The 25,932-nt window shown below is 71.8% G+C and carries 21 protein-coding genes; 15 read left to right on the forward strand and 6 right to left on the reverse strand.

Annotated elements, in window-relative coordinates:
* Positions 1-24 precede the first annotated feature (24 nt).
* Positions 25-1,350, reverse strand: a complete 1,326-nt coding sequence (locus tag ACIO3R_RS06320) for a multidrug effflux MFS transporter (RefSeq protein ID WP_402103807.1) — start codon at positions 1,348-1,350, stop codon at positions 25-27.
* A gap of 78 nt (positions 1,351-1,428) precedes the next feature.
* On the opposite strand from ACIO3R_RS06320, the gene ACIO3R_RS06325 reads away from it, so the two are divergent.
* Complete coding sequence (locus ACIO3R_RS06325; protein ID WP_402103813.1) at positions 1,429-2,436, forward strand: Gfo/Idh/MocA family protein; 1,008 nt, start codon at positions 1,429-1,431, stop codon at positions 2,434-2,436.
* Between the two features lie 18 nt (positions 2,437-2,454).
* Here ACIO3R_RS06325 and ACIO3R_RS06330 read toward each other — a convergent pair whose 3' ends face one another.
* Positions 2,455-4,089, reverse strand: coding sequence for an alkaline phosphatase D family protein (locus ACIO3R_RS06330; protein WP_402103815.1), 1,635 nt, complete (start codon positions 4,087-4,089; stop codon positions 2,455-2,457).
* Positions 4,090-4,408: 319 nt separating this feature from the next.
* Here ACIO3R_RS06330 and ACIO3R_RS06335 point away from each other — a divergent pair, with 319 nt between their 5' ends.
* From ACIO3R_RS06335 to ACIO3R_RS06345, 3 genes are all read left to right on the forward strand, one after another.
* On the forward strand, positions 4,409-5,182 hold the full coding sequence (locus tag ACIO3R_RS06335) for an SDR family oxidoreductase (RefSeq protein WP_402103817.1): 774 nt from the start codon (positions 4,409-4,411) through the stop codon (positions 5,180-5,182).
* A 170-nt stretch (positions 5,183-5,352) separates the two neighbouring features.
* On the forward strand, positions 5,353-5,820 hold the full coding sequence (locus ACIO3R_RS06340; RefSeq protein ID WP_402103820.1) for a lamin tail domain-containing protein: 468 nt from the start codon (positions 5,353-5,355) through the stop codon (positions 5,818-5,820).
* Positions 5,821-5,881: 61 nt separating this feature from the next.
* On the forward strand, positions 5,882-6,754 hold the full coding sequence (locus tag ACIO3R_RS06345; RefSeq protein ID WP_385025460.1) for a PhzF family phenazine biosynthesis protein: 873 nt from the start codon (positions 5,882-5,884) through the stop codon (positions 6,752-6,754).
* Here the strand turns inward: ACIO3R_RS06345 and ACIO3R_RS06350 are convergent.
* Together ACIO3R_RS06350 and ACIO3R_RS06355 are read right to left on the reverse strand one after the other, a co-directional pair.
* Positions 6,744-7,679, reverse strand: a complete 936-nt coding sequence (locus tag ACIO3R_RS06350; RefSeq protein WP_385025463.1) for an NAD-dependent epimerase/dehydratase family protein — start codon at positions 7,677-7,679, stop codon at positions 6,744-6,746. The two genes, ACIO3R_RS06345 and ACIO3R_RS06350, sit on opposite strands and share 11 nt — an antisense overlap.
* The gene (locus ACIO3R_RS06355) at positions 7,676-8,740 is read right to left on the reverse strand and encodes a ScbA/BarX family gamma-butyrolactone biosynthesis protein (RefSeq protein WP_385025466.1); all 1,065 of its coding nucleotides are present in this window, start codon (positions 8,738-8,740) and stop codon (positions 7,676-7,678) included. The genes ACIO3R_RS06350 and ACIO3R_RS06355 overlap by 4 nt, the downstream gene beginning before the upstream one ends.
* Positions 8,741-8,865: 125 nt before the next feature.
* On the opposite strand from ACIO3R_RS06355, the gene ACIO3R_RS06360 reads away from it, so the two are divergent.
* The 3 genes from ACIO3R_RS06360 to ACIO3R_RS06370 all read left to right on the forward strand — a co-directional run bounded on the left by ACIO3R_RS06360 (position 8,866) and on the right by ACIO3R_RS06370 (position 10,996).
* On the forward strand, positions 8,866-9,528 hold the full coding sequence (locus ACIO3R_RS06360) for a ScbR family autoregulator-binding transcription factor (RefSeq protein ID WP_363029180.1): 663 nt from the start codon (positions 8,866-8,868) through the stop codon (positions 9,526-9,528).
* Positions 9,529-9,675: 147 nt separating this feature from the next.
* Positions 9,676-10,065 carry a VOC family protein gene (locus ACIO3R_RS06365; protein WP_385025470.1) on the forward strand — a complete coding sequence of 130 codons (390 nt, stop codon included), beginning with the start codon at positions 9,676-9,678 and terminating at the stop codon, positions 10,063-10,065.
* 169 nt (positions 10,066-10,234) lie between these two features.
* Entirely contained in the window at positions 10,235-10,996 is a 762-nt protein-coding gene (locus ACIO3R_RS06370; RefSeq protein WP_385025474.1) for a nucleotidyltransferase domain-containing protein, read from the forward strand.
* Positions 10,997-11,073: 77 nt separating this feature from the next.
* Here ACIO3R_RS06370 and ACIO3R_RS06375 read toward each other — a convergent pair whose 3' ends face one another.
* The gene (locus ACIO3R_RS06375; protein WP_385025477.1) at positions 11,074-12,084 is read right to left on the reverse strand and encodes a Ku protein; all 1,011 of its coding nucleotides are present in this window, start codon (positions 12,082-12,084) and stop codon (positions 11,074-11,076) included.
* Positions 12,085-12,655: 571 nt separating this feature from the next.
* Here ACIO3R_RS06375 and ACIO3R_RS06380 point away from each other — a divergent pair.
* Positions 12,656-13,420, forward strand: coding sequence for a LuxR C-terminal-related transcriptional regulator (locus tag ACIO3R_RS06380; protein WP_402103827.1), 765 nt, complete (start codon positions 12,656-12,658; stop codon positions 13,418-13,420).
* Here the strand turns inward: ACIO3R_RS06380 and ACIO3R_RS06385 are convergent.
* The gene (locus ACIO3R_RS06385) at positions 13,347-14,381 is read right to left on the reverse strand and encodes a threonine aldolase family protein (protein WP_402103830.1); all 1,035 of its coding nucleotides are present in this window, start codon (positions 14,379-14,381) and stop codon (positions 13,347-13,349) included. The two genes, ACIO3R_RS06380 and ACIO3R_RS06385, sit on opposite strands and share 74 nt — an antisense overlap.
* 232 nt (positions 14,382-14,613) lie before the next feature.
* Here ACIO3R_RS06385 and ACIO3R_RS06390 point away from each other — a divergent pair, with 232 nt between their 5' ends.
* Genes ACIO3R_RS06390 through ACIO3R_RS06420 form a run of 7 tightly spaced genes read left to right on the forward strand, consistent with a single transcriptional unit; the run spans position 14,614 to position 25,861 of the window.
* Positions 14,614-15,468: a BTAD domain-containing putative transcriptional regulator gene (locus ACIO3R_RS06390; protein ID WP_402103834.1), complete on the forward strand. Its 855-nt coding sequence runs from the start codon at positions 14,614-14,616 to the stop codon at positions 15,466-15,468.
* On the forward strand, positions 15,465-17,225 hold the full coding sequence (locus ACIO3R_RS06395) for an AMP-binding protein (protein WP_402103837.1): 1,761 nt from the start codon (positions 15,465-15,467) through the stop codon (positions 17,223-17,225). Before ACIO3R_RS06390 ends, ACIO3R_RS06395 begins: the two co-directional genes overlap by 4 nt.
* Complete coding sequence (locus tag ACIO3R_RS06400; protein WP_402103839.1) at positions 17,222-17,962, forward strand: thioesterase II family protein; 741 nt, start codon at positions 17,222-17,224, stop codon at positions 17,960-17,962. The genes ACIO3R_RS06395 and ACIO3R_RS06400 overlap by 4 nt, the downstream gene beginning before the upstream one ends.
* On the forward strand, positions 17,959-19,155 hold the full coding sequence (locus ACIO3R_RS06405; protein WP_385025499.1) for a cytochrome P450: 1,197 nt from the start codon (positions 17,959-17,961) through the stop codon (positions 19,153-19,155). The genes ACIO3R_RS06400 and ACIO3R_RS06405 overlap by 4 nt, the downstream gene beginning before the upstream one ends.
* A gap of 60 nt (positions 19,156-19,215) precedes the next feature.
* A complete protein-coding gene (locus ACIO3R_RS06410) occupies positions 19,216-20,841 on the forward strand; it encodes a tryptophan halogenase family protein (protein WP_402103842.1) in 1,626 nt (541 codons plus the stop codon).
* Complete coding sequence (locus ACIO3R_RS06415) at positions 20,838-21,371, forward strand: flavin reductase family protein (RefSeq protein WP_385025505.1); 534 nt, start codon at positions 20,838-20,840, stop codon at positions 21,369-21,371. The genes ACIO3R_RS06410 and ACIO3R_RS06415 overlap by 4 nt, the downstream gene beginning before the upstream one ends.
* Positions 21,371-25,861, forward strand: a complete 4,491-nt coding sequence (locus ACIO3R_RS06420) for an amino acid adenylation domain-containing protein (RefSeq protein ID WP_402103846.1) — start codon at positions 21,371-21,373, stop codon at positions 25,859-25,861. The genes ACIO3R_RS06415 and ACIO3R_RS06420 overlap by 1 nt, the downstream gene beginning before the upstream one ends.
* Positions 25,862-25,932 lie beyond the last annotated feature (71 nt).

Raw genomic sequence — 25,932 nt, forward strand, 5'->3', positions numbered from 1 at the left:
GCGCTCCGGCCGCCCGCTGCCCCGTCACGGCCTCGCGGCCACCTGCTGCCAGGGCCGGCACAGCCCCAGGAAGCACGCCATCGCGCCCACCGCGCACACGAGCTGCACGACGGCCATCGGTATGGCCGTCGCCTCCCCCGCGATCCCGACGAGCGGCGAGGCGATGGCACCGATCAGGAACGACGAGGTGCCGAGCAGCGCGGAGGCGGAGCCGGCGGCGTGCTTGGTGCGCATCAGGGCCTGCGCGTTGGTGTTCGGCATCGCGAGTCCCATCGCGGACATCAGGACGAAGAGCCCGGTCGCCACCGGTACGAGTCCGACGTCGCCGAAGACACCTGACGTCATCAGCAGCAGCGCCGTCGCGGCCAGCACGATGACGGAGAGCCCGAAGCCGAGTGCCTTGTCGAGGCTGATCCGGCCGACGAGGATCTTGCCGTTGATCTGGCCCACGGCGATCAGGCCGACCGAGTTGATGCCGAAGAGCAGGCTGAAGGTCTGCGGCGAGGCGCCGTAGATCTCCTGCACGACGAACGGCGAGGCGCTCACGTAGGCGAAGAGCGCGGCGAAGGCGAGGCTGCCCGCGATCATGTAGCCGCTGAAGACGCGGTCGGCGAGCAGTCCGCGCATGGTGCGCAGCGCGTCGCCGATGCCGCCGGTGTGGCGTTCCTCGGCCGGCAGGGTCTCCTGGAGCCACTTCCAGACGACCAGGGTGAGCAGGATGCCGACCACGGTGAGGACGGCGAAGATGCCCCGCCAGTCGGTGATCCGCAGGACCTGTCCGCCGATGACGGGGGCGATGACCGGTGCGACGCCGGAGATCAGCATCAGGGTGGAGAAGAACCTCGCCATCTCCATGCCGTCGTACATGTCACGCACCACCGCACGGGCGATGACGATGCCGGCCGCGCCCGCGAGGCCCTGGAGCAGCCGGAAGCCGATGAGGAGTTCGACGGTCGGGGCGAAGACGCAGATCGCGGTGGCGAGGACGTAGACGACCATGCCGAGGAGCAGCGGACGGCGCCTGCCCCAGCGGTCGCTCATCGGTCCGACGACGACCTGGCCGAGCGCCATGCCGGTGAGGCAGGCGGTGAGGGTGAGCTGGACGGTCGACGCGGGGGCGTGCAGTGCGTCGGTGACGGCGGGCAGCGCCGGGAGGTACATGTCCATGGACAGCGGCGGCAGCGCGGTCAGGCCGCCGAGGACCAGGGTGACGAGAAGTCCGGTGCGCCGGGCCGCCGCCGTGGCGGCCGGCCGGGGTGGAGAGGTGACGGGCCCGGCGGGAATTCCGGTCCCGGCGCCGGTGTCGGTTATGTGTGCTCGCTGGGCCCGGCTGACGCCGCTCTCCGGCATTCTCATCTCCATTGTTGTTGAATCCGCCTCTATGCTCTCAGCTCAGCCGGAATGGTCGATACCTTTTTGGGAGCATGCATGAGCAAAACTGTCCGTTGGGGCGTGCTGGCGACCGGTGGCATCGCGGCGACTTTCACCGCTGACCTGCTGGCGATGCCCGATGCGGAGGTGGTGGCCGTCGCCTCCCGTACGGATGCCTCGGCCAAGGCCTTCGCCGAGCGGTTCGGGATACCGAGGGCGTACGGCAGCTGGGCCGAGCTCGTGGCCGACGACGAGGTCGACGTGGTGTACGTGGCCACGCCGCACTCGGCGCACCGGGAGGCGGCCGCGCTCGCGCTGGAAGCCGGAAAGCACGTGCTGTGCGAGAAGGCGTTCACGCTCAACGAGCGTGAGGCGCGGGAGCTGGTGAAGCTCGCCCGGGACCGCGGCCTCTTCCTGATGGAGGCGATGTGGACGTACTGCAACCCGGTCATCCGGCGGATGACCGAGCTGGTGCGGGACGGGGCGATCGGCGAGATCCGTACCGTGCAGGCCGACTTCGGCTTCGCCGGTGACTTCGGCGCCGAGCACCGGCTGCGCGATCCCGCGCTGGGCGGCGGTGCGCTGCTTGACCTCGGGGTCTACCCGGTGTCGTTCGCGCATCTGCTGCTGGGTGAGCCGGACCGGGTGCGGGCGGACGCGCTGCTGTCCCCGGAGGGCGTCGACCTGAACACCGGGATGCTGCTGGGCTGGGACTCGGGCGCCACCGCGCTGCTCGCCTGCTCGATCGTCGGGCACCACCCGACGGCCGCCACGGTCATCGGGACGGCCGGGCGGATCGACTTCCCGGACAGCTTCTTCTATCCGCGGAGCTTCGTGCTGCACCGGGCGGGCGGCGAGCCCGAGGAGATCACCTCCGGGCCGGGTCCGCAGGGCCTGTCGGGGATGCAGTTCGAGGCGGCGGAGGTGATGCGGGCGGTCCGGGCGGGCGAGACGGAGTCCCCGCTGGTACCGCTGGACGGCTCACTCGCCGTGATGCGGACGCTCGACGCGGTACGTGACCGCATCGGCGTCCGCTACCCGGTGGACGCGCTCCAGGTGTACTGACCCGGGGCGCTGCCGGCCCTACGCCGGGGTGAGGCCCTGGTTGCCCACCTCCGTGACGAGGGAGGCGGCCGTCGTGACGGGGGAGCCGGGCGTGGTGACGGCGGCCACCGTGCGGTAGTCGGCCCGCGCCTGCCGCTCCTGGAGGGTGATGACGGCGTACCCGCGGCGCCCGTTGTAGAACTTCAGGTGCGGGTTGGCCCGCATCAGGTTGTTCCAGTTGGCCGGCTTCTCCGAGCCGTCCTTGCCGCTGGTGACGGACGTGGCGACGATCTCGGTGCCGACGGTGCGGGACGAGGGGTCGTCGAAGTCCCGCTTCAGGTCGAAGGCGTAGCCGACGTGGACGTCGCCGGTCAGCACCATCAGGTTGGCCACCCCGGCGGCCTCCGCACCCTTCAGGATCCGGTCGCGGGACGCCGGGTAGCCGTCCCAGGAGTCCATCGAGAGCTTGAAGGCGTCGGTCGGTACGTCGCGGCGCTGGGCGAAGGTGACCTGCTGCGGCACGACGTTCCAGGTGGCCCGCGAGTGGCGCCAGCCGTCGATCAGCCAGCGCTCCTGGGCGGCGCCGGTCAGGGTGCGCGCGGGGTCCTCGGACTCGGGTCCGGGAGTCTGCCAGCCGTCGCCGTACGCCTGGTCGCTGCGGTACTGGCGGGTGTCGAGGATGTCGAACTGGGCGAGCCGGCCGAACTGCAGGCGCCGGTAGAGCCTCATGTCCGGGCCGGTCGGCCGCTGCGGGGCGCGCAGCGGCTGGTTCTCCCAGTACGCGCGGTAGGCGGCGGCCCGGCGGATCAGGAACTCCTCCGGCGGCACGTCGTTCTCGGGGGTGTCCCCCGCGTAGTTGTTCTCGGTCTCGTGGTCGTCCCAGGTGACGACGAAGGGGTGCGCGGCGTGGGCGGCGCGCAGGTCGGGGTCGGACTTGTAGAGGGCGTACCGCAGCCGGTAGTCCTCCAGCGTGGCCGTCTCCCGGTTGAAGAGGGCGGGCAGGGTGCGGTCGGTGTAGTTGCGGGACCCGCCGGTCGCGCTCACGGCGTACTCGTAGAGGTAGTCGCCGAGGTGGAAGACGACGTCGACGTCCTCCTGGGCGAGGTGCTTGTAGGCGGTGAAGTAGCCGTCGTGGTAGGCCTGGCAGGACACGGCGGCCAGCCGCAGTCGGCTGTTGCGAGCCCCGTTGGCGGGGGCGGTACGGGTCCGGCCCACGGGGCTGGTCCACTTGCCGGCGCGGAAGCGGTAGTAGAGGACGCGGCCGGCGTCCAGCCCCTTGACCTCCACGTGGACGCTGTGGTGGAACTCCGGGTGGGCGGTGGCGGAGCCGCGCCGGACGACCCGGGTGAAGCGCTCGTCGCGGGCCAGCTCCCAGAGCACCTCGACGCGGGCACGGGGCAGTCCGCTGTCGGGCTCGTACGGGCGGGGCGCGAGCCTCGTCCACAGCAGGACGGAGTCGGGCAGCGGGTCGCCGGAGGCGACGCCGAGGGTGAACGGGTCCTCGCCGATCCGCCGGGTGTCCAGCTCGGCGGCGGCCGCTGCTCCCGCGGCCGGCAGGCCGACCGAGAAGGCGAGCGCGGCGGCGGCACCGGTGACGGTGAGAAAGCGGCGGCGGCCCGTGTGCCGGGCGGCGTCGCGCAGCTCCTGCTCCTGCTGGTGCGATGAGTGCGTCATCTGTCCCTCCCCTGACTGGTGTGGTGAGGGGAAGTCCACCGGTCCAGCACATCCGGCGGTTGTCGTGCTCGCGTCGCGCGGGCATCGCCGGGATGAGGAGTACGACAGGAATGGGTCCCCAGGGGCAAACTCCGCATATGCGGCCAGGACCATGATCATTACCTCTGGGCCGGATGGCCCGGGAATCGCCGGAACCCGGTGCCGGAATCACCCTCGGGAGTGCGAACCCGCCACCCGGAGGCACCTTTTGGGAGGGCCGGCGGGTTGGACGGCCGGCGCTCCTCGCCCCGCCGGACCCCTGGGCGTACGCTGCCGCACCATGAGCAACAATCTGTTGAACTCCGCGACGAAGACGGCTGTGGTCACGGGCGCGGGCTCCGGGATCGGCCGTGCGGTGGCTCTCGCCCTGACCGGCGCCGGCTGGTCGGTGGCGCTGGCGGGCCGCCGCCCCGAACCGCTCGCCGAAACCGCCGCGCTGGCCGGGGAGCACGCCCGGGTGATCACCGTCCCCACCGACGTCTCGCGCCCCGGGGAGGTGGACGCGCTCTTCTCCTCGGTGCGCGAGTCCTTCGGCCGCCTCGACCTCCTCTTCAACAACGCGGGCACCTTCGGTCCGGGCGGCGTGCCGGTCGAGGACCTCGCGTACGACGACTGGCGCACGGTGGTCGACGTGAACCTGACGGGGGCGTTCCTGTGCGCGCAGGCGGCGTTCCGCCGGATGAAGGAGCAGGACCCGCAGGGCGGCCGGATCATCAACAACGGCTCGGTCTCCGCGCACGCGCCCCGCCCGCACTCGGTCGCCTACACCGCGACCAAGCACGCGCTGACCGGCCTGACGAAGTCGCTGTCGCTGGACGGGCGCCCGTACCGGATCGCCTGCGGGCAGATCGACATCGGCAACGCGGCGACCGAGATGACGGAGCGGATGCGGACCGGGATCCTCCAGGCCAACGGCGAGCTGGCCGTGGAGCCGGTGATGGCGGCCGCGGACGTCGCGAGGACCGTGGTCCACATGGCGGAGCTGCCGCTGGAGGCGAACGTCCAGTTCGCCACGGTGCTCGCGACGGCCATGCCGTACGTGGGCCGAGGCTGACAAGAAGCGCCGGGAATCCGGTCGGAATCGATCTGTAGACAGACAGAACTGATCAGACATCACATCGGAACGGCCAACGTCTGCCGGAAGGGCACCCCGGCCGGTCCGGCAAGCGCGTGCTGCCCTTATGCTCACTGCTCTTCACCGGAACTCCATATAAGGAACACAGCATGCGCATACGCACGGCGGTGCCTCTCGCCCTGGCCGCAACCACCGCCCTCGCCGGTTCGCTGCTCGTCGGGGCACCGGCCTCGGCCGCCTCGCACCAGGGCGGAGTGCACCTCGGCAAGATCCAGTACGACAGCCCCGGCAAGGACACCCGCTCCAATGCCTCGCTCAACGCCGAGTGGGTCGAGATCCACAACAACACCAAGGCGAAGGTGCAGCTCAAGGGCTACAAGCTCAAGGACAACACCGGCTACACCTTCACCTTCGGCAGCTACAACGTCAGCGCGGGCAAGACCGTGAAGGTCCACACCGGCACGGGCAAGGTCAGCTCCGGCCATGTGTACTGGAACCGCGGTTCGTACGTCTGGAACAACACCGGTGACAAGGCGCGGCTGATCAAGCCGAACGGCAAGCTGCTGGACTCCTGCTCCTGGACGAAGTCGGGCAAGGGCACCAAGAACTGCCACTGACCGGCCGTCGCGGTCCGGGACCTGCGGGAATGTCCCGGACCGCGGCACGGTTGTGCGGCACATGAACGAGTTCGCCCGGCCCGGGATCCTGCGCTACACCGCCTTCTCCGCCGACCCGGAGGGCGGTAATCCGGCCGGTGTCGTACTGGACGCCTCCGGTCTGGACGCGACCGCGATGCTCGCCGTGGCGGCGGAGCTGGGGTACAGCGAGTCGGCCTTCCTGACCGGGCGGACCGAGGCGGCGGCGCCGGGCGCACGCGGCTACGCGATCCGCTACTTCAGCCCGAAGGCCGAGGTCCCCTTCTGCGGGCACGCCACCGTCGCGACGGCCCTGGCCCTCGCCGAACGAGACGGCCCCGGCGACCTGGAGTTCACCACCGCCGCCGGACCGGTGCCGGTCACCGTCGTCCGCGCGGGCGCCGAGCTGCGGGCCACCCTCACCAGCGTGGAACCGCACGTCACGGACATCGCCCCGGACGATCTGACGGAGGCGCTGGCCGCCCTGGACTGGCCGGCCACCGATCTCGACCCGGCCCTGCCGCCCCGTATCGCCTACGCCGGTGCCCGGCACCTGGTGCTGGCCGCCGCGACCCGTGAGCGGCTGGCCGCGCTCGACTACGACTTCGCGCGCCTGGAAGCACTCATGCACCGGCTGGACCTGACCACGCTGCAACTGGTGTGGCGCGCGTCGGACACCGTCTTCCACGTCCGCGACCCGTTCCCGGTCGGCGGTGTGGTCGAGGACCCGGCGACGGGCGCGGCGGCCGCCGCCTTCGGCGCGTACCTGCGCGCCCTCTCCCTGGTCCCGGACACCGCCGGGCTGACCCTGCACCAGGGCGAGGACATGGGCAGGCCCGGCACGCTCACCGTCACCCTGCGGGCGGGCGACGCCCGGGTACGGGTGAGCGGGACGGGCACCCGGATCAGCGGCTGAGGAACTTCCGGTACCAGGGGGCGTGCCCGGCGAAGGACGTACGGAAGTCCGGACCCGGTTCGCAGCCGAAGTCCCCCCAGACCCGCTCGTCGGCGAACCAGTGGTCCACGGTGAGCATCTCGAAATGGTGCTTGGCGTACGGGACACCGACCAGCCGGGCGCGGGCCTCGTCCAGTGCGATCTCCGTCCCCGCCCACGGCAGCTCCAGCTCGGTGAGGACCGCGGACAGCAGCTCAGAACACGTCACCGGCTCCGGATGGTTCACGTGGTAGACGCCGGCCGGGCGCTTCGGGGCGAGCGCCGCCCCGAGCAGCGCCCGGCCCAGCGTCCCCACGTCGATCATCGAGTGGCGGGCGTCGCAGCCGGCCGGCCCGGCCGACAGGTACCGCAGCAGGGCGACCAGTCCGGGGATCGCCCACCGGTCCCCTTCCCCGTGGACGATGTGCGGGCGCAGGACGGCTCCCCCGGCTTCGAGGACGTGCTGTTCGGCGGCTGCCCGGGTCAGGCTGGTGGCCGAGGCGGGGGCCGGTTCGGCCGTACCGGGGAGCAGCCCCGTGAAGGGGCCCCGGCCGTAGACGGACGCGGTGCTCAGCTGGACGATCCGGCCGACGTCGCCGCGTACGGCCTCGTCGACCAGGGCCCGGGTGCCGTGGTCGTTGACGGTCCGGGCGGTCCGTTCGCCTGAGCCGATGTGCGACGCGCAGTGGATCACGGCGTCGACGCCCTCGCAGACGCCGCGCAGCGTCCCGGGGTCGGCGAGGTCCCCGTACACCGTCTCGACGCCGGCGGCGGTCGCGGCCGAGGCGTCGAGCTCGGTGCGGTGGGTCATCAGCCGGAGGCTGACACCGGGTGTGGCGCGGGCGGCGGCGGCCACCCGGCTGCCGACGAATCCGGCCGCGCCGGTGATGAGGATGCGCGTGGTCATGAGCGGCGGCTCCGGGCGTCGCTGAGGCCGGTCTGGCGGAGATCCGGCGTGCGGAGAGTGCAGGTGAAGGCGGGTTCGTCGTCCTGGACGGCCCGTATGCGTACCCCGGCCGGCAAGGTGCCGTCGGCGGGGACGGGCAGGGCCTCGATCCAGCAGGGCCGGTCGAGTTCCACGTACTGGAGGAAGTCGGCCTGTATCGATGTCGGGAGGAAGGTGCGGCCGGGAGAGGCCGCCTGAGCGGCCTGCCGGGCGGCCTCCAGCAGGAGAATGCCCGGTACGTGGTCGTTGGCGTGGCTGAACAGGGTCGGATGGCCGGTGTCGAGCCGCAGCTCCCAGGTGCCGGGGGCCGCCGCGGGCGCGAGGACGACGTCCTGCTCGGAGGTCCTGCCCACCGTGCGCGGTGCGACGGCGGGCAGGAGGGGTATGCGCGCGTCGGGCGTCGCGCTGTGGTGACCGCGTACCCGCTGGTAGGCCCTGGCCGAGGTGCAGCTGATCCGCCCGCCGCCGGAGGCCAGCACGGTGCCGCGGCGGTGCAGGAGGAGTTCCAGCTGCATGGAGCCGAGGCTCCGGCCGCGGCGCTGTATCCGGGAGCAGGACACGTCCACCGTGATGTCCCAGGGGTCCTCGCCCAGAACGAGGCGCTCGGCCTCGGAGAAGTACCGCAGTTCCCACATCACGAAGGCGTCTCCGAGGGGTACGCCGAACTCGGCGTGTGCGATCAGCATGGTGGTCTGCCGCATGGTCTCCGCGATCAGCAGGGGGTCCTGGTGGCGGCCCGCGACCGGGGCGAAGAAGCGGTGGGACCGGGGCCAGTGGGCCGAGACCGAGAACTGGGAGTCGGTCAGCCGGGTCAGTCCGGTGGGGAACACGTCCTGCGCGTCGGGCCGGTGGACCAGCTGTCTCAGGTGCTCCGGCGAGCTCCCTCTTCGCACCGGTTGCTCCATTCCGGCGGCGGTGGCGGAGCCGGGGGCTCCGCAGGACGTCTCGGCGTGTCCGGTGTTCCCCTCGGCTCCGACATCCTCGACCGACACCGAAGCGCTGCGTGAGGTGATCTGAACCATGAAGTTCCCCCAGGAGGATCCGAGTCATAGAGCCGAGCCGCCCCGCAGTAAGATACTGACAGCCCGGTTTTACTTTCCAGCCAACCCCATGTGGCACCGACCCCGCCACCACTAGAGAGAAGCTGATGGCACAACAGGCGCGCGCGATCCAGACCCGCCGGTCGATCCTGGTGGCGGCCGCCGAGGTGTTCGACGAGCGCGGCTACAGCAGCGCCACCATCAGCGAGATCCTGGCGCGGGCGGGGGTGACCAAGGGCGCGCTGTACTTCCACTTCGCCTCGAAGGAGGATCTCGCGCTCGGGGTGATGGACATACAGCTGCACAGCGACCCGTTGCCTCCTCAGCTGACCAAGCTCCAGGAACTGGTGGACCAGGGGATGATTCTCTCCTACCGCCTGCGCCACGAGCCGCTGGTACGGGCCAGCGTCGGCCTGGCCATGGACCAGGCCGTGGAGGGCCTCGACCGTGGCACACCGTTCCGCGCCTGGATAGACCGGCTGGAGCACCTGCTGCGGGCCGCGAAGGGCCAGGGTGAGCTGCTGCCGCACGTCGACCCGGGCGAGACCGCGGAGATGCTGGCCGGATCCTTCTCGGGGATCCAGGTGATGTCCCAGGTCCTCTCCAACCGCGAGGACCTCGGCCGGCGCATCTCGGTCCTGCTCCACTACGTTCTGCCGAGCATCTCGACGCCGGCCGTTCTGGCCACTCTGGATATGGCCGAAGATCGCGGTGAGCGTCTGCTCCGCTCCCTCGAAACCGTACCCAGCCAGGTCGGCAGCCCCAACTGACCTTCTGAACCGGTCGCTTGGCGGCCGAAAGCAGACCGCATGGTCGGGAATGGGCCGCACGATCCTGCCGGTGCGGCCGGATCCACGGCTGTCCGAGCGGCCCGTATGGTCGGTGACACGAAGTCAGTTACGTGACAGGAGCAGCCGATGTCCGTCCACCGCGTCGTGCCGAACATCCCCGTCCGCGCGGACTCGGGCCCCGACGGCGAGGCCGGCGCCATGCGGGCGAATGCCGCGTTCTACGGGCTGCTGGGGTTGGAGGAGGTCATGAACCAGGGCTGGATCATGACCCTCGCCTCTCCCTCCCGACCCACCGCCCAGGTCAGCGTGATGACCGCCGACAGGACGGCACCGGTCACCCCGGACATGAGCGTGGAGGTGACGGACGTGGACGCGGTGCACGCGGCGCTGGTGCACGCCGGCGCGGAGATCGTGTACGGCCCGCAGGACGAGGAATGGGGCGTGCGCCGCTTCTTCGTACGTGACCCGAACGGCCGCGTCGTCAATGTCCTGAGCCACGCCGCGAGCGGTCACTGACCCCGTCGGCATGAACCCCGGGCATGGCGATCCCGGGCGGCGATTCGACGACGACGCGAACTCCAGCCGTGCCAGGCCGGGTTCATGCATCGGAGGCCCTCCGGCAGCGGGTCGTGAACACGCGGGAATTCCCCGGCGTACGGCGGGGCGCTCTGCGAAAATCCTGGCCATGACAGCGACCGAAACGGATCAGGTGCTGAAGCGGTTCGTCACCGAGGTGCGGCATTCCGTGCCCACGGTGGCCGTCTGGGCGCACGGCTCACTCGCGCTCGGTGACTTCCAGGAGGGGCGGAGCGATCTCGACCTCATCGCCGTGGTCGAGAGCCCGCCGGACGCGGCCAGGAGGGAGCGGCTGGCGGAGGTTCACCAGCGGCTGCTGGACGAGGAGCCGGCCGCGGCCCGGCTGCACTGCTCGTACATGTCCGGGGAATCACTCGCCGAGGCCGAGGCGGACCATGCCACCTGGGCACACGCCACGATCCTGGAGCGCCCGGTCACACCGGTCACCCGCCGGGAACTGCTCGACGGCGGACTCGTCCTGCACGGCCCGCCGCCCGCAGAACTGCTCCCGCCGCTCCTCCCGGGACAGCTGGAGGACTACATCCGGCGCAACCTGAGGGAGTACTGGCTCCCGGCCACCGCCAGACCTGACCTCTGGCTCCAGGACATCTGGGTGGACCTCGGCCCGCTGGTCCTGGCCCGCTCCGCGGTCACGCTGCGCGACGGGCGGATGATCACGAAGGGCGAGGCCCTGACGGAACTGCTGGACCTCGGCGCGCCCGAGGACCTGGTCCACGACATCCGCGAGCGCCGGTACGCGGTTCCCGTGCCGATCGGCGATGCGGAGCGCGTCCGACGGGGGGAACGGGCACGCGCTTTCGTGCGGGACGGCATCAGGAGCGTGCTCGCGACGGACGAAGGGTCCCCGTAGGACCTTGTCCGGGCCTGTACGGGCCCGTACGGGCCCGTAGGGGACTCTGGCGGGCCCCCGTCCGGGCCCTTGTCCGGTCAGGACGCGCTGCGCTTCTCGGCGGCGGTCTCCCCGGCCGCGGCCTTCTTCGCGTGGGACTTCTTCGTCGCGGACCCCTTCGCCCGCGTCTCCTCGGCCGTGGACTTCTTGGCGGTGGACTTCTTGGCGGTGGCTCGCTTCCCCGTGGCTCGCTTCGCCGAGGCCCGCTTCGCCGGGGTCTTCTTGCGCGACCGCATCGTGTGCACGGTCGCGTCGCCGTCGTCCTTGCCGCGGCTGTCCTTCGCGGCCTCGACGGAGGCGTTCAGGGCCGCCATCAGGTCCATGACCTTTCCGGATTCCTGCTCCGCGCCCTCGGCCGGCCCGGGAGCCTCCTTGCCCTCGGACTTCGCCTCGATGAGCTCCTCCAGGGCCTCGCGGTAGTGGTCCCGGAAGCCGGAGATGTCGTCGGCGGCCATGGTCTCGGTGAGCTGGACCGCCTGCTCGATCTCGTTGTCGTCCAGCTCCACCTCCTTCGGCGCGAGGGACTCCGGGCTGCGGATCTCGTCGGGCCAGTGCATGACGTGCAGCACGATCGCCTCTTCGCGCACGTGGAGCGTGCCGAGGCGCTCGCGGCCGTGCCAGGCGAATTTGGCGACGGCCACCCTGTCGGAGCGCTCCAGGGCCCGGCGGAGCAGGAGGTACGGCTTCGCGGCGACCTGGCCGTCGCCCGCGAGGTAGTACGAGTCGGCGATCCGGACCGGGTCGATGGTGTCCGCGCCGACGAACGCGACGATCTCGATCGCCTTGGCGGTCGGCAGCGGCATCCGGTCGAGTTCCTCGTCCGTGATCGGGACGGTCTCGCCCTTCGCGACTTCGTACCCCTTGCCGATCTCGTCCTGCGACAGCGTCTTGCCGTCGAGGTCGCAGACCTTCCGGGTCCGTACCCGGCCCATGTCCGACAGGTGCATCTGATGGAAGTGGATCGCGTGGTCCTCGGTCGCGCTGATGACCTTGATCGGGATCGTGACCAGCCCGAAGCTGATCGCGCCGGTCCACAGGGGCCGCGGCATACGTACCTCCAGGCCCCCCTGGCGGATGCGTTCTTTCGGGATCTCATGGTGGCCGGCCGAATGTCACGGCCGGTGGCCGCTCCATGGACAGTGTCTTGGCGACCCGGCCTTTCTGCCACTGGGCGATGCCGGGGGTACGCATGAGCCCGCCTGCCATCACCGTCAGTGTTCGTCGTGGCGGTGGTGAAGCTGTCGAAGGCCAGGCGGGGGCGTCCCGAGGGCCACTCCCAGGGCGTGACCCGGTAGGTGCCGTCGCTCGAACGGAGGGGCGGACCGAAGCGCGGCAGCCACCGCGGCACCCGCCACGGCGGAGAACCGCGGGGCTCCCCCAGAGCGGGTCCGCAGTCCGCGGTGGCCGGGACGCCGCTCGGCATCAGGACGGGAGGATCCCGCCAAAGATCATGGGCAGCGCCACCCTGAACGGCCGCACCGCGCCGGCTTGCGGCTTCGCCGTTCCGGCACCAAGTGGCCACGTTCGTGCGGTAGTCGGGGCGAAACTGGAGAAACGTTGCGCCTTGGAGGAGGCGGGACTACGCTGCCGTTCGGCTGCCGACACCGGGGGGTAGGCTGCATGGCAACTCAATCTATTCGTGCCCTGACACTCCAGGCTCAGATCCGGATTGTCGTCGTGGACGGTTACCACCTGTTCCGCACGGGTCTCGTATCACTCCTCACATCAGTTCCGTCCTTCGCGGTCGAGGCCGAGGGCTCGACGGGGGCCGAAGCGGTCACCCTGTGCCGATTACTGAGGCCGGACATCTTGATACTCGACATCGAGCTGCCCGGTCCCGATCCGCACGAAGTGCTGACCGACGTCTTCAGGAACAGTCCGGACACCAAAGTCCTCATCCTGAGCATGAACGACGACGGCGCGCAGATCCGCGAGCTGATAGGCCTCGGAGCGTCCGGCTTTCTGCACAAGTCGATCGACTACCCGGCGCTCAGGACAGCGATCCACTGCGTGGTGATGAACTCCGATCAACTCATCATCCATCTCCCGCAGAAGTCCCTTTTCGTTGACGACTGGGTCGCGCAGAAGCCGGCCGGTCTGATCTCCAAACGCGAGCTGGAAGTGCTCTCCCTCCTCGCCGAAGGCATGAGCAACGCCGAACTCGCCCAACGGCTGTTCATCAGCGTCAGCACGGTCAAGCGCCACCTCACCAACGTCTACCGCAAACTCGGCGCGGTCTCCCGGGTCGACGCGACGCGGCGGGCGGAGGCGGCGGGCCTGTTGCCGGGGCGCCGCCTCCGTGAGCGGTCGGCTATTTCAGGCTCGCCCTCACTTCCTCGACCAGGTCGTTCACATCTGCCGGAGCAGTGGCGTGAGACGTCATGAGGCGGGTCTCCCCGGTCGGCAAGAGGTCGAGGGCCCAGCGCGCGCGCACGTAGTCCGTCGCCGCGCGTGGCAGCGCGACGAAGACCGCGTTGGACTGCACCCGCTGGGTCAGCCGCAGTCCGGGCAGCGGCTCCAGCTCCGCCGCGAGGTGGTCGCACATGGCGTTCGCGTGCCGCGCGTTGTCCAGCCAGAGCCCGCCGTCCAGCAGCGCGCCGACCTGGGCGGCGAGGAACCGCATCTTGGACGCCAACTGCCCCTGCTGCCTGCGTAGATAGGGAGCCCGCTCCGCGATGCCGGGGGCCATGAGGAGCAGCGCGTCGACGCCGAGTGCCCCGTTCTTGGTGAAGCCGAGGCTCAACGCGTCGGCGAAGCGGGCGATGTCGGCCACCTCGCAGCCCAGCCGGGCCACGGCGTTGGCGAGCCGTGCCCCGTCCAGGTAGATGCGCAGCCCCCTGCGGTCGCAGAGTTCCCGCAGCTCCGCCAACTCCCGCAGGCTGTAGCAGGTTCCGAGCTCGGTGGCCTGCGTGAGCGCCACCACGGAGGGGCGCGGCGTCCGTACGTCCGTGCACCGGTCCAGTACGGCCTCGATCGCCGCCGGGGTGAGTTTGCCGTCCGGTGCCGGGGCCGGCAGGAGCTTCCGGCCCAGCATCGCCTCGACCGCACCGCACTCGTCCGCGGCGACGTGGGAGTGCTCGGCGCAGATGATCGCGTCCCCCGGTCCGAGCAGGACCGAGAGGCCGAGCACGTTGGCGGCCGTGCCGTTGAAGACCAGCAGCGGAACCGACCCCGGTCCGGCCAGGTCGCGGAGGCCCGCCTCGGCAGCCGCCGTCCAGCGGTCACCGCCGTAGGCGGGAGCCGGGCCGCGGGCGGCCGCCACGATCGCGGCCAGCACGGCGGGGTGAGCCTCCGCGTGGTTGTCGCTCGCGAAGTCCACGCGGGGGGAGGCGGACAGTCCGTTCATGGTGACGAATGCTCCGGCACCCCCGGGAACCGCGGCAAGCCCCCCTCGGCCCGGACCGCTCCCCCCTCACGCTCGACTTCGCTACGACCAGGGAGCACCACCCGGCCAGCAAGAGTGGTATCTCCGCCACTACGACCCTCGCGCCACCAGCAGCCGCTCGTAAGGTCGGAAACGGCCATGGCGATCCGCCGGGCGCCCGCGAAAGGAAGTGAGAGGGATGAGTCTTACGCCCATGCTTGCGAACGTGCCGGACGCCCCGCCCGCATACCTGTCGGTGTGCTTCTTCGGGCGGTTCGCCACCTCGGTGGGCGGGATCCCGGTCGAGCGGTGGAGGGCCGGAAAGTCACGCAGCCTGTTCCAGTACCTGATGCTGCACCGGAAGCGGGTGATGACCCGTGATCAGTTACGTGACGCGCTCTGGCCGGAGGCCGAGTGGCGCGCCTCCTCCAGTTCGCTGAAGGTCGCGTGCTGCGGGGCGCGCAGCACGCTCGGTGCCGGCAAGCAGCCGGAGGGGGCCGGGTCGCCCATCCGCCTGCTGCACCGGGACGGCGGTTACTTGCTCGACGCCGATGACGCCTGGTGCGACATCGAGGAGTTCCGGGACCGCGTCCACGAGGGAATGCAGCACCGTTCCCACGGCCGCCCGGATCAGGCCGCGGAGAGCCTGGAACGGGCGATCGCCCTTTACCACGGTGACTTCCTCGCCGGACAGGACGAGGACTGGATCGCCGAGGCGCGGGAGTACTACCGGTCGTTGGCGCTGGGCGCCCTCGACGTGCTGCGCACGAGCGCGATGGACCGCGGCGACGCGGACACGGTCGTCGCCCTCGGTCAGCGCACGTTGCAGATCGATGCCCTGCACGAGCCCACCTACCAGGCCCTGATCCGGGTCGCGGGTCTGCTCGGCCAGCCGGAGCAGGCGTTGCGCTGGTACCAGCTGTGCGAGCGCCGGCTGCGGCGCCTCATAGGCGTCGAACCGTCCGCCGACACCCGGCAGGCGCTCCAGCAGGTCCTGACCGGACGCGGCCGGTCGTTCGTCTCCGGGCCCCGCGGCGCGCGGCCGGTGGAAGGAAGGGCCCGAGCGTGACCACGACCTCTTCGGCCACGACGCCGCCCGTCGTCTCCCGGCTGCTCGGCCACCTGGCCCGGCACACCGCCGAACGTCCCGGCGAGCCCGCGGTGCTCACGTCCGGCGGCGGCCTCAGCTGGACCGAACTGGCCGCGTCCGTCGGGACGGCGTCGCGGGTGCTGCGCGCCCACGGCGTCGGGCGCGGCACCGCGGTGGCACTCGCCACCGGACGGGACCGGCACGCGGTCACCGCTCTCCTCTCCGTCTGGGCGCTCGGGGCGACGGCGGTGCTCATCGACGAGCGGCATCCGGCGGCACACATCAGCGACGTCGTCCTCAACTCCGGCACCGAGTGGATCGTCGCGGCCGAGCTGACTCCCGAGGTCCTCGGCAACGGCGTGCCCGTGCTGACGACCTCGGACCTGTTCGAGGAGCCCGGCGCGTCCACCGGCGTCGCGGCGGAGCCGGAGCCGGTCCGCCCCGACGATGTCGCCTATGTGATCCACACGTCCGGCAGCAGCGGCCGGCCGAAGGGCGTCGATGTCTCGTTCGCGAACCTGGAGGCGTTCCTCGACGCGATCGAGTCCCTCGGGATGCCGCGTGGCGGCAACGGCATCAACGCGGTGTCGCCCGCTTTCGACGGCTGGCTCTGGTGCACCCTGCTGTACCTGGTGTTCGGGAACGCGCTCGGCATCGTGGACCTCGCGCGGTCGGCGGCCGACGGGCCCGCCGCCGCGATCGCGGCCCTCGCCCCCCGGGTGGTGTGCCTGACACCGTCCCTGCTGGCCGTCTGCGGAGCGGGGGTGGGCAGTGCGGAGGCGATCGTGGTGGCCGGCGAGGCGTGCCCGCCGGACCTGACGGAGCGGCACGGGGCCGGTCGCCGGATGCTCAACGTCTACGGTCCGACCGAGGCCACCATCGCCGCCACCTGGGCGGACAGCGCCCGGGGCGACGACCTGGCCACGATCGGCACCGCGATCCCCGGTTACACCGTCCATGTCCTCGGCCCCGAGGGGCGGCCGGTGTCCGACGGGGCGCAGGGCGAGCTGTACATCGGCGGCCCCGGGGTCGCCCTCGGCTACCGGAACGAACCCGAGCTGACGGCACGGCACTTCGTGACCGACCCCGAGCGCGGCCGCCTCTACGGGACCGGGGATCTGGTCCGGCGCCGGAGCGACGGCCGGCTGGAGTTCCACGGCCGGGACGACACCCAGGTCAAGGTGCGCGGGTTCCGTGTGGAGCTCACCGAGATAGAGCGCCGGGCCGTCGGCCCGGGGGTGGCGCAGGCCGCTGCCTACCTGCTTCCGGGCGGCCGGACCATCGCCCTCTCCGTGGTGGCCGCCGAGGGATATCCGGGGGACGGCGAACTGCGCGAGCGGCTCGCCGCGGTGCTCCCCGCGCACCAGGTGCCGAGCCGCATCCGGTGTCTGGAGAAGCTGCCGCTGACCCCGAACGGCAAGACCGACCGGGCCGCGCTCGCCTCGGCGCACGCGGCGGCCGACGGGGCCGGGCCGCAGGCGCCGCAGGTCGCGGACGCCCTGCTCAGCACCGTGACGGAGGTCTGGAACTCGGTCCTCGAACACCCGGTGACCGATGCCGACGCCGACTTCTTCGCCTCGGGCGGCCACTCCCTGCTGGCCGCCGGAATGATCACGGCGCTGCGCCGGGAGACCGGGGTGTCCCTGTCGATGCGCGAACTGCTGGGCAACCCCACCATCCGGAGCTGCGCGGATCTCGTCCGTACCAGGCTGGACGAATCCACGGCGGTGTCATGACGTACCTGCGCACCTGGACGAACGACGTGCCGGCGGCCCGGCCCGTCCTGCTCTGCCTGCCGCAGGCCGGCGCCGGCGCCCTCCAGTTCCAGAACTGGCAGCAGCGGCTGGGCTCCCGCGCCACGGTGTGCGCCGTGCAACTGCCCGGCCGGGAGGACCGGTGGGGCGAGCCGGCGCCGTCCGACATCGCCGAGGTGGTGGCCACCGTGGTCGCGGAACTGGCGGGCGCCGGGCTCCTCGGCGGGCAACTGGTCGTCTTCGGGGACAGTTTCGGCGGACTGCTCGCGTACGAGGTGGCCCGTGCGGTCGGCCCGGCCGCGCTCGTGGTCTGTGTCTGCCGGGCGCCGGTCCACTGGTCGCGGCAGGGCGGGCTGCGCGAGGACGAGGTCGAGGAGCTGGCCTCCGCGAGTGTCGAGGGCTCGTCCCTGCCCTCGGAGCTCGTCGCCGAACTGCGGGAGATCGCCGCGGAGGTGCTGCGGCGTGACGCGGAGCTCTCGAAGACGTTCCGGACCCCGCCGGACGCGGAGCCGCTGCGCTGTCCCGTGTACGCGTGGGGCGCCCTCTCCGACGGGACGGTCACCCCCGCGCAGCTCGACGACTGGCGCGAGGTCACCACCGGGCCGCTGCACCGCCACGACTTCACCGGCGGGCACCGGGTCAGCCGCGACGACCCGCTCGCGCTGCTCGGGCGGCTGTCCGCCCTCCTGTCCGACCTCGTCGAGGAGGAACCCTCGTGACCTCGCAGGCACCGCAGGTGATCGACCTGCTCGATCCGGGCCCCTTCGCACGCGACGACTTCTGGGACACCCTGGCCTGGCTGCGCGCCCACGCACCGGTGTACCGGCACCAGGGCGACGGGGCGCCGTTCTGGGTGCTCACGAAACACCGTGACATCACCGCCGTGTACGCGGACTCCACCCATTTCGGTTCCCGCTTCGGCATGCGCATCGGCAGCGACGTGGCCGCCGTGGCGGCGGTCGCCCAACGGATGCTGATCGTCTCCGACCCGCCGCAGCACACCGCCGTCAAGCGGACGCTGATGGAGTGGTTCGGGCCCGCCCGGATGCCCCGGGTCGAGAGGCTCGTGCGGCAGGTGGTGGACGAGCTGGTGACCGACGACATCCTCGACCGGCCGCTGGACTTCATCGAGGTGGCCAAGCGGCTGCCGAACCACGTGGTGTGCGCCCTGATGGATCTGCCCCGGGCGGACTGGGACTGGATCGGCTCGGTCACCACAGAGGCGTTCGACGACGCGTCGGGCCGGCACGCCAACGGTGAGATCTTCCTGTACTTCGCCGATCTCCTCGCGACGCGCAGGGCGCGGCCGGGCGACGACTTCGTCAGCTGGGTCGCGGCCCACGGCCGGGTGGACTCCGACGGCGGCCGCCCGCTGACCGACGAGGAGATCATCTTCAACTGCAACGGGGTGCTCTCCGGCGCCAACGAGACCACCCGCTACGTCACGGCCGGGGCGCTGCTCGCCTTCGCGCGGTTCCCCGAGCAGTGGGACCGGCTGCGCGCCCTGGGCGCCGCGGGGGTGGCCCCGGCCGTCGAGGAGGCGCTGCGCTGGACCTCACCGGGGGTGCACGCGATGCGCACCGTCCTGAGCCCGACGGAGGTCGCCGGGCAGCGGCTGCGGCCCGGGGAACGGGTCACGCTGTGGAACGCGTCCGCCAACCGGGACGAGGAGGTCTTCCACGAGCCGGACCGGTTCCTCGTCGACCGGAGCCCCAACCGCCACCTGGCGTTCGGCCACGGCAGACACCTGTGCCTGGGCGCGCGGATGGCGCGCAGCGAACTCGCCGCCCTGTTCGGCCGGCTGGCCGGGCGCGTCGAGCGGGTGGAACTGCTCGGCACGCCGTCGTTCACACCGTCCAACTTCACCTGGGGAGTCAGCGCGCTCCCTCTCCGGCTCCACGGCCGTGCGTAACCACCGGGTAATCGCGGACGCCGACGATGCCGCGAGGACAACCATCTGACGGAGGTCACCATGGGGGAGCCCATCCGCAACATCGTCATCCTCGGAGGCGGGACCGCCGGCTGGATGGCCGCGTCGTACCTCGGGAAGGCGCTGTCGGGCCGAGCGGCCATCACTGTCGTCGAGGCACCGACGATTCCGCGCATCGGTGTCGGTGAGGCGACCGTGCCCAACCTCCAGCGGGCGTTCTTCGACTTCCTCGGCCTGCCGGAAGAGGAGTGGATGAGCAAGTGCAACGCCGGTTTCAAGATGGCGGTCAAGTTCATCAACTGGCGGACACCGGGGCCGGGTGAACCGGTCAGCCGGCACGACGGCAACCGGTCGGACCACTTCTACCATCCCTTCGGTCTGCTCCCCTCCCCCGACGGTGTGCCGCTGTCGCACTACTGGACGCGCAAGGACCTGGCGGGTACGACCAGCGAGCCCTTCGACTACGCGAGCTTCATCGAACCGCCGCTGATGGACGCCAAGCGCTCGCCGCGGTTCCTCGACGGCACGCGCTGCACGAACTACGCCTGGCACTTCGACGCGTCCCTGGTGGCCGCCTTCCTCCGGGACTTCGCCACCGTCAAGCAGGGGGTGCGGCACGTCGAGGGCACCGTCTCCGACTCCCGGGCCGACTCGCGCGGGTACATCGAGTCGGTCACGCTGGAGTCCGGCGAGGTGATCGAGGGCGACCTGTTCGTCGACTGCAGTGGCCTGCGCGGTCTGCTGATCAACAAGAAGCTCGACGAGCCCTTCATCGACATGAGCGACCACCTGCTGAACAACAGCGCCGTCGCGACCCAGGTCCCGCACGACGACGAGGCGGACGGGATCGAGCCCTACACCTCGTCGATCGCGATGCCCGCCGGGTGGACGTGGAAGATCCCGATGCTGGGCCGGTTCGGCAGCGGTTACGTGTACTGCGACTCGTTCGCGGACAAGGACGAGGCCGCCCGCGACCTGTGCGCGCTGTGGGGCCTGGACCCCGAGAAGACCGCGCTCAACCACATCAAGTTCCGGGTCGGCCGCAACCGCCGGGCCTGGGTGGGCAACTGCGTCAGCATCGGGCTGTCCTCGTGCTTCGTCGAGCCGCTGGAGTCGACGGGCATCTACTTCATCACCGCCTCGCTGTTCCAGCTGGTCAAGCACTTCCCGGAGCGCGACGTCGACCCAGTGCTGCGGGACCGGTTCAACCGCGAGATCGTCGACATGTTCGACGACACCCGGGACTTCCTTCAGGCGCACTTCTCGCTGTCCCCGCGCACCGACACACCGTTCTGGCGGGCCACCAAGGAACTCACCCTGGCCGACCAGATCAAGGAGAAGATCGAGATGTTCCGCTCCGGGGTCCCGGTCAACCCCCCGGCGACCGACGAACGCACCTACTACGGCAACTTCGAGGCCGAGTTCCGTAACTTCTGGACCAACGGCAGCTATTACGCCGTGTTCGCCGGGCTCGGGGTGCGGCCGCGCTCCGCGCTGCCGATCCTGTCCTACCGGCCCGACTCGGTCGCCGCGGCCGAACGGGCCTTCGCCGACGTGAAGACCAGACAGCGTCGACTGGTGGCCGAACTGCCGTCCGCCCACGCGTACTTGCGTCAGCTGCACCGGAGCGACGAGACCCCCGCCGGGGCGAGACGGCGGCCGGTGTGACCCGCACCCCGGCACCGCTCCTCGCGGCGGAACAGGCGTTCCGCCTGGTCATGGGTTCGCTCCCGGCCGGGGTCACCGTGGTCACCGCGCCGGCGGACGACGGTCCGCGGGGGATGACCTGTTCCTCGCTGACCAGCGTGTGTCTCGATCCGCCGACGCTGGCGGTGTGCCTGCGCACCGCCAGTTCGACGCTGGGATCCGCTCTCCGGCAGGGGGGCTTCGCGGTGAACCTGCTGCACGGAGGCGCCGAGCGCACGGCCCGGGTGTTCTCCACCGACGTACCCGACCGCTTCGCCCTGGTCGGCTGGCGCACGTCCGAGAGGGGGCTGCCGTTGCTCACCGAGGACATCTGCGCCTACGCGGAGTGCGAGGTGACCCGCGCCGTCGAGATCGGCGACCACACGATGGTCTTCGGCACGGTCACCGGCTCCGGTGTGCTGACCGGGGCGCCGCTCGTCTACGCGCACCGGTCCTACCGGTCCTGGGACGCCCTCCCCACCACCCCCGACCGCCCGGAAGGCGACCGCTGATGTCCACTCCTGCCGTAGAACCGCTGCCGGCGCTGCTCGCGGACCGGCCGGCCGGCCCCGACGACCCGCGCGAGCCGCACCGCCCCTGGCACGTCGAGCCGGCCGGCGACGGCCTCGGCCGCGACGCCCGGTGGTGGTCCGGCGTGTGGGCCGCCCTCCTCGCCCGGCAGAGCGGGCACGACCGGGTGTGGCTGGCCGGGCGGAGCGGCTGGTACGAGATCCCGGTGGCCCAGGACGCGCCGGTCGGTGACCTGGTCGCCGCCACGGCGAAGGTGCTCGACGGACCCGCGTTCCGGCCGTCCCGGCCGCCGGCCACCCCGGTGGCGCTGGTCGCGGGCGGGCCGGGGGAACACCGTGGCGCCGGCGACCTCGCGGTCGAACTCACGGACGGTGCCGTCGGCGTGGCCGGTGACGCCCGGCTGTGGGAGCCGGCGACGCTGCGGCGGCTGGCCGGACAGCTGCGGCTGCTCGGCGCGCGGGCGGCGGCCGCCCCGGGCACGCCGCTGAGCGCGGTGGACCTGCTGACCGACGCGGACCGGCGGCTGATCACCGAGGAGTGGAACCGCACCGCCGCCCCCTGGCCGTCGACCGGCTACCTCGAACTGATCGCGGAACAGGTGCGCACCCGCCCGGACGCCCCGGCGGTCGAACAGGGCGAGCACGTCTTCTCCTTCGCCGAACTGGACCGGCGCGGTGACCAGATCGCCGGTGAGCTGCGCCGGGCCGGGGTCGCGGCCGGGGACCACGTCGGGCTGTTCTGCCCGCGCGGCTCCGACTACGTCCTCGCCGTCCTCGGCATCCTGAAGGCCGGTGCGGCGATCGTCCCGCTCGACCCGGTCAACCCGGACGCGCGGATCGGGTTCATGCTCCGCGACAGCGCGGCCTCCGCGGTCCTCACCAGCGGCGGTCTCGCCGACCGGCTCCCGGACGGCCCGCCCGTCCTCGACATCGCGGGCACCGCGGCCGCGCCTGTCGAACCCCCGGACACCCCGGTGGTCGCGGACCCCCTCAGCCACCTCATCTACACCTCGGGCTCGACCGGGGAGCCGAAGGCGGTCCTGGAGCGCCTGCACGCGATAGAGAACCTGGTGCACTGGAGCGGCCGGGCCTACGGGGTGCGGCCCGGCGACCGCGCCTCATGGCTGTCCGCGCCCGGGTTCGGCGTCCAGATCATGGAGTGGATGCCGCACCTCGCGCTCGGCGCCACGGTGTGCGTCCCCGCCGCGGGACACGCCCTGTCCCCGGCGCAGCTGCGGGACTGGCTGGTCGCGGAGCGGATCACCCACACCATGCTGGTGGCCGCCCTCGCGGAACCGGCCTGGGCCCTGGACTGGCCGGCCGACGCCGCGCTGCGCATCATGGTCACCACCGCGGAGCGGGTGCACAGCTGGCCCCCCGTGGACACCGCGTTCCGGGTCGTCATGACCTACGGCACCACCGAGAGCACCAACGCCCTGACCTGCCTGGACCTGGGCGCGGGGATCGACCTGACCAGTCAGGCGACGCCCGCACACGTCAAGGCCGCGCATCCGGTGCCCGCCGGACGGCCGATCGCCAACGTCCGCGCCTATGTGCTCGACGAGCTGGACCGTCCGGTGCCACCGGGGCTGACCGGCCGGCTGGTGATCGGCGGGGCCGGCCTCTCCGCCGGGTACCACAACCGGCCAGAGCTGACCGGGAAGCTGTTCCGCACGGACCCGGTGACCGGCGACGGACGCGTCTACGAGACCGGCGACCTCGCCCGGTACCGCGCGGACGGTGCGATCGAGATCCTCGGCAGGGGCGACGCCCAGGTGCAGATCCGGGGCTTCCGGGTCGAGCTCGGCGAGGTGGAGACCGCCCTGGTCGGCTGCCCCGAGGTGGCCGAGGCCGTGGTCACCACCGTCCGCACGGGCCAGGGCGGCAGGCAACTGGCCGCCTACGTCACCACGGACGGCGGCGCCGGACCCGACGGCGCCGCGCTCAAGGCCAGGCTCAGCGAACAACTGCCGTACTACATGGTCCCGGCGACGGTGACGACGCTGCCGGAGATCCCCCGGCTGCCGAACGGCAAGACGGACCTGCGCGCACTGCCCGCCCCGGACACGGCGGGTCAGGGCGACGACGGCTTCGTCCCCGCCCGCAGCGAGACCGAGGCGGCCATGGCCCTCCTGTGGGCCGAGATCTTCGACGGCCGGACGATCTCGATGACCGACAACTTCTTCCACCTCGGTGGCCACTCGCTGCTGGCCTTCCGGCTCATCGACGAGCTGCGCGGCCGGTTCGGCACCGAGCTGTCCATGACGGAGCTGTACGCCAGCCCGACCGCGGGCGCGCTGTCCGCCGCCGTCGAGGCCGGCCTGTCGGGCTCGGCCGTCTTCGCCGGCCTGCCGCCGATCGAGCCGGCCCCGGCCGCGCGCTGCGAACCGTTCCCGCTGAACGACGGGCAGCAGGCGATGTGGATCGGCCGCGGCAGCATGGTCGAACTCGGGAACGTCGGCTGCCACGGGTACTTCGAGTGGGAGTCGGACGACCTCGACCTCGGCGCGTTCGAGCGCGCCTGGCAGAGCCTGGTCGAGCGGCACGACGCGCTGCGCACCGTCGTGCTGGCCGACGGCACCCAGCAGGTGCTCGCGGAGGTCCCCGACTTCGTGGTCGGGCACCACGACCTGCGGGAGGCGGCCGACCCCGAGCCGGAACTCCTGGCGCTGCGCGCGCAGTTGTCGCACACGATCCTCGACGCGGCGACCTGGCCGCTGTTCGATCTGCGGCTGACCCGGCTCCCCGGCGGCCGGACCCGCATCCACCTGGTGCTCGACTTCCTGGTCGCCGACGCCTGGAGCTACTTCCAGGTGATCGTTCCCGAGCTGAGTGAGCTGTACGCGGGCCGGGGCGCGGCGCTCGAACCCCTGCGGCTGACGTTTCGCGACTACGTGCTCGGCCTCGCGGCGAACCTCCCGGACAGCGACGTCTACCAGCGCTCCCAGTGGTACTGGCTCGACCGCCTCGAATCGCTGCCCGGCGCACCGCGACTGCCCGAACGCCCGGCGCATCAGGTCGAGTTGGCTCCCCGGATCGAACGGCACAGCGGTGTCCTCTGTGCGCAGGAGTGGGCGGCGATCAGCGCGCTGGCCGGCGAGCACGGCGTGACCGGATCCAGTGTGCTCGCCGCCGTCTACGCCGAGGTGCTGCGGTCCTGGTCCGCCGAGCCCTCGTTCTGCCTCAACTTCCCGCTGTTCAGCCGGCTTCCCCTGCACCCCCAGATCGCCAAGGTGATCGGTCACACGACCACGACGCTGCTCCTGGAGGCCACCGGCGTCGGGGAGACGTTCGCGGACCGCGCCCGGACGTTGCAGCAGCGGCTCTGGGCCGATCTCGAACACCGCCACTTCACCGGTATCCAGGTCCTGCGCGCCCTGACCCGGCTGCGCGGCACGCTCACCCCCGCGATGCCGGTGGTGATGACCAGCCTGGTCGGCTACCCGCCGGACCAGCGGGAGACCACGTTCGGCTCCGCGGTGTACGGCGTCTCCCAGACCCCCCAGGTCAGCCTGGACTTCCAGGTCTTCGAGACCGACGGCGGGGGCCTGCGGTTCAACTGGGACTACATCCAGGCCGTCTACCCCGACGGGCTGGTCGGCGAGATGTTCACCGCCTTCCTCGACCTGCTGGGCCGGCTCACCACGCCCCGGGGCTGGGGCGCCGGCGACTTCGGTTACGGGGTCGCCCGGCACACGGCCGCCGCCGCGGTCCCCGAGGCGGACGCGGGCGCGCAGCGCACCGGCGAGGCGTGGGAGCGGTACTGGGCGTCGGTCGACAGCACCGGCCGCGGCGGGGACGTGCTGTGGGACGCCGACGACGCCGAGGAGATGAGCTGGCTCCTGGACACCACGGCACGGCACCTGGACCCGGCGCTGCCGGTCATCGACCTGGGCTGCGGCAACGGCCGGTACGCCAGGGCGCTCGCCACCCGGTTCCGCACCGTGGTCGGGGTCGACGTGTCGCCCACCGCCGTCGCTCGGGCGCGCGAGGAGGGTTCCGGGCCCGGCGGCCTGTCCTTCGACGTCCTGGACCCCGGCGACCTGGACGCGGTCGAGGCGCTGGTGAAGCGGATCGGCCCGGCGAACGTCTTCATCCGCGCGGTCCTGCACGTCCTGGGCGAGGAGGAGCGGGCCGCGACGGCCGCCGCGCTGACCCTGCTCACCGGGGGCCGGGGCGGTGTGCTGATGGTCGAACCCGACTACGCGGCCGACTCGTTCGGCTATCTCGGCCACGTGGGCGGCGCCCGGGGCCGGGCCGCCCATCTGGTCAGGCCGCTCGAAGCCGCGGGGGTGCGCCACTCGACCCGGTTCGGCCCGGCGGACCTGGACCGCCACTTCCCCGACGCCCAGTGGCGGCGGCTGTCCTCCGGGCCCGCCCAGATGTACGCCGTCGACCCCGAGTCCGACGGCGGCACGATCCGCGTCCCGGGCTATCTCGCCGCCGTCCGCCCCCGGACCCCCGGCAGATGACAGGTCCGGGCCGAGGGGGGCGGACGCGGCGGAACAGTGCCGTGACGCCCCTCTCCGCCCCTACGACCGGC

Origin of the sequence: Streptomyces sp. NPDC087428 (assembly GCF_044744085.1) — a bacterium.
Taxonomy (GTDB): domain Bacteria; phylum Actinomycetota; class Actinomycetes; order Streptomycetales; family Streptomycetaceae; genus Streptomyces.